The organism is Eubacterium ramulus (genome assembly GCF_003122485.1).
Classification (GTDB): Bacteria; Bacillota; Clostridia; order Lachnospirales; family Lachnospiraceae; genus Eubacterium_I; species Eubacterium_I ramulus_A.
The window spans coordinates 1-6,831 of the sequence record NZ_JRFU01000204.1 but is presented as its reverse complement, the minus strand read 5'-3'; the positions used below and the strand labels follow the sequence as shown (position 1 = coordinate 6,831).

Here is a 6,831-nt window from a genome sequence, read left to right as displayed (position 1 = left end):
GATTACCGAATAAAATAGTTAGATAAGAGGTGTGGTGACGAATGAAAAAACGGAACAGTTTCAGGCGGATTTTAACGATTGGTGTCTGTACCGGTTTGCTATTTTGCATCAGTGGATGCGCAGGGCAGGAGAAACAGATGACGGATCAGGCAGAGACGCGTCCACAGATGATCATTGGCAGCGACAATTATCCGCCCTTTAATTATGAAGATGCAGACGGAAAACCGGCAGGAATTGATGTGGATCTTGCAACGGAGGCATTTGACCGGTTAGGTTATGATGCGGTATTTACATATATTGACTGGGAAGCAAAAAAGCAGTTTCTGGAAAACGGAGATATTGACTGCATCTGGGGAAGTTTTTCTATTGATGGCAGAGAAAATCAGTACCACTGGACGACACCCTATATGATCAGTCGTCAGGTAGTGGCAGTCAGTAAAGACAGTGATATCTATACCCTTGCAGATCTGGAAGGAAAACGGGTAGCAGTACAGTCCACGACAAAGCCGGAGGAGATTTTTGCGTCACATACGGATGAACGGATTCCTGAGCTGGCAGAAATATTTTCGTTGCAGAATCGGGAATTGATCTATCCTTTCTTAAGTAAAGGGTATGCGGATGCGGTAGCCGCTCATGAAACCGCAATTTTACAGTGTATGAAGGATTATGACTTAGAATATCGAATCCTGGAAGAACCATTGCAGACGGTGGGGCTTGGCGTTGCATTTTCAAAGTACGATGACAGAGGCATTGAGACAGAGCTGTCACAGGTGTTTGAAGATATGCGTGAGGATGGAACATTAGAGGAAATTCTTGAAAACTATCTGGAACATCCGGAGGATTATCTGGAGGTGGATACCTGTGAAAAATAAAAGCAATCGATTGTTGTATACATTGGAAGTGCTGCTTGGTGTTATCCTGATGGGAGGCGTATTTTTGATCGCAGTACATGTGGATGTCAGAAGCGCGAAGCGGACGTTGACCAGCACAGTCAGTTATATTAAGGAGCAATGTAATCAGTATGAGCGGTTAAATTTAGCATCGGAGACGAAAAGTATGATGCGTATCATCGAAAGTGCGCACCAGATCGATCATGCATTGACAGAAAATGGAACCGATGCCGGAGCAGTGACAACGGAAATGCTGGAGCAATGGGCGCGGGACAGTTATGTAACGGGTGTATTGCTTCTGGATGAAAATGGAAAGGTACAGGTACAGTATGGAGATCCGGTTGATGGGTTGTCGACAGAAGAATTATCGGAGCATATGACATCGGATGCTCTGCAGGATGCGATTCTTTTTTCGGAAAAAACGTATGCTATGCGATTTCACTGTGAAGACGGTTCTTATGCAGATCTGGCAGCTACGGGAAATGCAGATGGCAGTGGGATGGTTGTCGCTTACTATCACACGACGTTAGAATATACACGGGCATTCCATCTGTCGGTGGATACGTTGTTGGTGGGTTATAATCTGGAACAGGATGGAACAATCGTGGTGAGCAGCGGAAAGGAAATCATAGCGTCCAATAATGAGACTTTGATTGGAAAAAGTACCGATGACGTGGAAATTTTGCGGAAAATCAAAGAAGCGGCAGCAAGTGATAAATTGATCCATGCAAGAGGTGATACGGCTGCACTTTCCCACAATTATGGTCTGATGGAGCATGGGTGGGATTATTATGTGTATGCCTATCTGCCGGAGAGCGATGTGTTTGACAGTACGATTCCAAGTGTGATGTTTTCCATCATCGTATACGTGATCATTCTGGCAATTATTCATATGGTGCGCTGGAAAATGGCACAAAATTACAGAGAGAAGCAATTAAGCATTCAGCGGCAGTATAATGAACAGCTGCAAAGTAAAAATGAGCAGTTAAAGCAGGCAGTCGATCAGGCAGATCGAGCAAATGTGGCAAAGACAAGTTTTCTGTCCCGGATGAGTCATGATATTCGCACACCGTTAAACGGGATCATCGGCTTGCTGGAAATTGGAGAGGCACATCCGGAGAATACAAAGCTGCTGCGGGAAAATCAGAAAAAAATGAAAATCTCTGCCAATCATTTACTGTCCCTGATCAACGATATTCTGCAGATGAGTAAGTTGGAAAGCGGAGAAGTTGTGCTGTCGGAGGAACCGATGAATTTGAAAACCCTGTCGGACGATGTATTGACGATTGTGGAGCAGCGTGCAGCGGAAGCCGGTGTAACGCTGGAATATGATAAATCTACCGAGCGGGTGGCATTTCAAAATATTTACGGAAGTCCGTTGCATGTGCGTCAGATTTTCCTGAATATTTATGGAAACTGTATCAAATATAACCGGTTGGGCGGAAAAGTGCAGACGAGCTGTAAATGTCTGGGGGTTGATCAGGAGATTGTAACGTATCAGTGGACGATTCAGGATACCGGTGTGGGAATGAGTCAGGAATTTATCCGACACATTTTTGATCCTTTTGCACAGGAGCGGTCGGATGCCAGAAGTGTGTATAATGGTACAGGGCTTGGCATGGCAATTGTAAAAAATCTGGTGGATAAAATGAACGGGACCATTGAGGTGAAAAGCGAAGAAGGCGTGGGTTCCACCTTTGTGATCACGCTGCCATTTCGACTGGCAACAGAGCAGTCGCAGGAACAGCAGCAACAGGAAAGTGAGGAGATTGTTGAGTCGGCGAGCATCGCGGGATGTCGGCTGCTTCTGGTGGAAGATAATGAGTTGAATGTGGAGATTGCAGAAATGTTGCTAGAGGATCAGGGCGCGCAGGTAATGGTCGTAGCGGACGGACAGCAGGCGGTGGATCGGTTTGTCAGTGAACCGCCGGGAACCTTTGATGTGATTTTGATGGATGTGATGATGCCGGTCATGGACGGTCTGACGGCGACTCGAAGGATACGGGAACTGGATCGGGAGGATGCAAAAACAATGCCAATTATTGCCATGACAGCGAACGCTTATGACGAAGATGTGAAGCAATGTCTGGACGCAGGCATGAATGCGCATCTTGCAAAGCCATTACAAATGGATCTGGTAGTGGCAGTTATAGGAAAATATTGTAATTAAATTTGAAAAGAAGCGGGAAAAAACATTCAAAAATCCGCTTCTTTTTCGCTTGTTTGTGAACGAAAATGAATGATTGTGAATATTGCATAAAAATAAAATGTTTTTTTGTGAATTACAATGATTGATTATGACTGATTTTGGAGATATAATACAGGCATAACAACAAGTGAGAAAAAAGTAACTACATCATTACAGGAGGTGCAGGATGGTTTACACAGTAACTTTTAATCCATCACTGGATTACATCGTATCGGTCAATAACTTCCAGATGGGTATGACAAATCGGACATGCGCGGAGCAGATGCTTCCGGGAGGCAAAGGAATCAACGTTTCCACCGTACTTTACAATCTGGGAATCGAGACAAAAGCACTTGGTTTTTCCGCAGGTTTTACTGGAAAAGAAATCGAGCGCAGAATGGCAGAAATCGGATTTGCACATGATTTTATTTCTTTACCGGACGGCTGTTCCAGAATCAATGTCAAATTGAAGGATTTTGACGGAACTGAAATTAATGGTATGGGACCGGATATCAGCCCGGAGAACGTAGAAGAATTAATGAAGAAACTGGATGAACTGACAGCAGAAGATTATCTGGTACTGGCAGGAAGCATTCCGGGAAGCATGCCGAAAATGATCTATCGTGACATTATGGCAAGACTTGCTTCCAAAGGAGTTCATTTTGTGGTAGATGCAACAGGAGAGCTTTTAATGAACGTATTAGAGTATCATCCGTTCCTGATCAAACCAAACAATCATGAGCTTGGTGAGATCTTCGGTGTCGAGTTGAAAACCAGAGATGACGTACAGCCATATGCAAAGAAATTGCAGGAGATGGGAGCAAGAAACGTACTTGTGTCAATGGCAGGACAGGGTGCAGTTCTCTTAGATGAGAACGGTGAGTCCCATCAGCTTCCGGCACCGAAAGGAACACTGGTGAATGCCGTTGGCGCAGGTGATTCCATGGTAGCAGGATTTGTAGCAGGATGGATTGAAAAAGAAGATTATGAACATGCATTCCGCATGGGAATCTCCGCAGGAAGTGCAAGCGCATTTTCCGAACTGCTTGCAACCGAAGCAGAAATCAGACAGGTATATGCTTCCATCGAAGCATAATAACAGATAATAAAAAACAGATTTTGGCGAATCTGGAAATGTTGGTATTAAATTTTTGTTTCCGTGAAATAAAATTAAAACGTGAAATGAAATTAAAATAGGAAGAGAAGAAGAAAACGTACAAAGTAAAGAGGGAGGTAATGAGAGTATGAGAATTACGGATTTACTGGACAAAAGAAGTATTTCTCTGGATGCAGTTTGTACATCCAAATCGGATGCGCTCGACCAGGCTGTTGCTTTGATGGTAAAAAGCGGCAAGATTAATGATGAGGAAGCGTATCGCAAACAGGTTTACTTAAGAGAAGAAGAAAGTACCACAGGTATCGGTGAAGGTATTGCAATTCCACATGGTAAATGCGATGCAGTTACAAAACCGGGACTGGCAGCTATGGTCATCAAAGATGGTGTTGATTTTGATTCTCTGGATGATGAACCGGTGAACTTGCTGTTTTTGATCGCAGCGCCGAATACTGAGGATAACATCCATCTGGACGTACTCAGTAAACTTTCTATGTTGCTTATGGATGAGAATTTTGTGGAAAATCTGAAAAATGCATCTTCCGTGGATGAATTTTTACAGATCGTAGATGCGGCAGATGAGGAAAAACCGGATCTGAACGATCAGCTGGCAGCTCAGACAGAGACAGAAGGTGCGGTTTGCAAGATCATTGCAGTTACATCCTGCCCGACCGGTATCGCGCATACTTACATGGCAGCTGAAGGTCTGGAAAAAGCGGCAAAAGCCCATAACTGCTCTATTAAAGTAGAAACAAGAGGATCCGGCGGTGCCAAAAATGTAGTGACAGATGCGGAAATCGCAAATGCAGACTGTGTTATCGTAGCAGCAGATGCAAAAGTTCCAATGGATCGTTTTAACGGTAAGAAACTGATTGAAGTTCCTGTTTCTGACGGAATCAGTAAAGCAGACCAACTGGTGGAAAGAGCCATCCATGGTGATGCACCGGTTTACCACAGCAGTTCAGCAGAAAGCCAGAGCTCCAGCTCACAGAAAGCTTCCGGTGGAATCGGACATAAATTATATGTACATCTGATGAATGGTGTATCCCACATGCTTCCATTCGTTGTCGGTGGTGGTATCCTGATCGCAATTGCATTCCTGATTGATGGAATGAATGTCGATATCAATTCACTTTCCGCAGATATGAGAGCAAACTTCGGTACAATCACTCCGGTGGCAGCAGCGTTCAAACAGATCGGTGGAATTGCCTTTGGACTGATGCTTCCGGTTCTGGCAGGATTTATCGCCATGAGTATCGGTGACAGACCTGCACTTGCTGTTGGTTTTGTCGGTGGTATGATGGCAGCAAACGGAAAATCCGGTTTCCTGGGTGCACTTGCAGCAGGTTTCCTGGCAGGTCTGATCATCTTATTACTGAAAAAAGTATTTGCTAAATTACCGGATGCATTGGAGAAAATCACGCCGGTATTGCTTTACCCCGTATGTGGTATTCTGCTGATGGGAATCATTATGATGTTTGTCATCGAGCCGCCGGTAGGAGCGTTGAATACAGCATTAAATACAGCCTTGACCAACATGGGTGCTTCGAGTAAAATATTACTGGGAATTGTATGTGCCGGAATGATGGCAATCGATATGGGTGGTCCATTCAACAAGGCAGCATATGTATTCGGAACCGCAGCAATCGTTGCTGGAAACTATGATATTATGGCAGCTGTTATGATCGGTGGTATGGTACCGCCGTGTGCGATCGCTCTTGCAACTTTGCTCTTTAAGAACAAATTTACAAAAGAGGAGCGCAAATCCGGACCTGTAAACTTTGTTATGGGACTTGCATTCATCACAGAGGGTGCAATTCCGTACGCAGCAGCAGATCCGATCCGTGTTCTGCCATCCTGCGTAGCTGGTTCAGCAGTAGCAGGCGCATTATCCATGGCATTTGGATGTACACTGATGGCACCGCATGGTGGAATCTTCGTTGTACCGGTTATGGGCAATGCAGGAATGTATCTGGTAGCACTTGCAGTCGGAACCGTAATTTCCGCTGTTTTACTCGGTCTTTTGAAGAAAAAAGTAAATGAATAATTGAGAAAAAAGGAGAACTAACCATGAAAGAATTTAAGTATGTAATCACAGATGCACAGGGAATTCACGCACGTCCGGCTTCTGAGCTGGTAAAAGAACTTAAAGGAGTTACTTCCGTTGTTAAACTTACAAAAGAAGGTAAAACGGTTGAGGCCAAAAAATTAATGGCTGTTATGAGCCTTGGAATTAAATGTGGACAGGAAGTTACTGTAACAGTAGAAGGCGAAGATGAGGACGCTGTAGCTGAGAAACTGGAGAACTTCTTCAAAACAAATCTGTAAGATAACGTTCAGAGAAAAATTGGTAAAAGAATGTTTCAGAACATTCAATGAAGGATATTTGGTAGATATTTTAAGCCAGAGAGGCTGTGTACGGTGGAAAACATCTGGCGTGCACAGCTTTTTTACTTCATAAAACGAAGTAAAAAAGCTAAATATGCGACCAGATGCATAAGGAAGATATCTGCTGACGCAGATTGCACCTGGCGCGAAATCGAATAAAGTCCCTGAAGTTATAGAAAAAGGGAGTAGGAGTGAGGATTTATTCGATTTATCTCAGTCGAGAAGACTCCCACTTCTGCAAGTGGTGAGTA

The 6,831-nt window shown here is 44.0% G+C and carries 5 protein-coding genes; all 5 read left to right on the top strand.

Annotation, left to right across the window (positions count from 1 at the left end; translation table 11 throughout):
• Nucleotides 1–41: 41 nt before the first annotated feature.
• The 5 genes from LG34_RS15355 (at nucleotide 42) to LG34_RS15335 (ending at nucleotide 6,520) form a co-directional block, all read left to right on the top strand.
• On the top strand, nucleotides 42–872 hold the full coding sequence (locus tag LG34_RS15355; protein WP_109216844.1) for a substrate-binding periplasmic protein: 831 nt from the start codon (nucleotides 42–44) through the stop codon (nucleotides 870–872).
• Complete coding sequence (locus tag LG34_RS15350; RefSeq protein ID WP_242979923.1) at nucleotides 862–3,060, top strand: response regulator; 2,199 nt, start codon at nucleotides 862–864, stop codon at nucleotides 3,058–3,060. The genes LG34_RS15355 and LG34_RS15350 overlap by 11 nt, the downstream gene beginning before the upstream one ends.
• Nucleotides 3,061–3,265: 205 nt before the next feature.
• On the top strand, nucleotides 3,266–4,174 hold the full coding sequence (gene pfkB / locus LG34_RS15345) for a 1-phosphofructokinase (protein ID WP_109216843.1): 909 nt from the start codon (nucleotides 3,266–3,268) through the stop codon (nucleotides 4,172–4,174).
• 148 nt (nucleotides 4,175–4,322) lie between these two features.
• Nucleotides 4,323–6,239 (top strand): PTS fructose transporter subunit IIABC, encoded by a 1,917-nt coding sequence (locus tag LG34_RS15340; RefSeq protein ID WP_109216842.1) that lies wholly within the window; start codon nucleotides 4,323–4,325, stop codon nucleotides 6,237–6,239.
• A 23-nt stretch (nucleotides 6,240–6,262) separates the two neighbouring features.
• Nucleotides 6,263–6,520 carry an HPr family phosphocarrier protein gene (locus LG34_RS15335; RefSeq protein ID WP_021739221.1) on the top strand — a complete coding sequence of 86 codons (258 nt, stop codon included), beginning with the start codon at nucleotides 6,263–6,265 and terminating at the stop codon, nucleotides 6,518–6,520.
• Nucleotides 6,521–6,831: the final 311 nt, after the last annotated feature.

What these genes read in the sequence shown, in the direction of transcription:
- LG34_RS15355 (WP_109216844.1), top strand. Translation starts at nt 42, where the DNA reads ATGAAAAAACGGAACAGTTTCAGGCGGATTTTAACGATTGGTGTCTGT.
- pfkB (WP_109216843.1), top strand. Translation starts at nt 3,266, where the DNA reads ATGGTTTACACAGTAACTTTTAATCCATCACTGGATTACATCGTATCG.
- LG34_RS15340 (WP_109216842.1), top strand. Translation starts at nt 4,323, where the DNA reads ATGAGAATTACGGATTTACTGGACAAAAGAAGTATTTCTCTGGATGCA.
- LG34_RS15335 (WP_021739221.1), top strand. Translation starts at nt 6,263, where the DNA reads ATGAAAGAATTTAAGTATGTAATCACAGATGCACAGGGAATTCACGCA.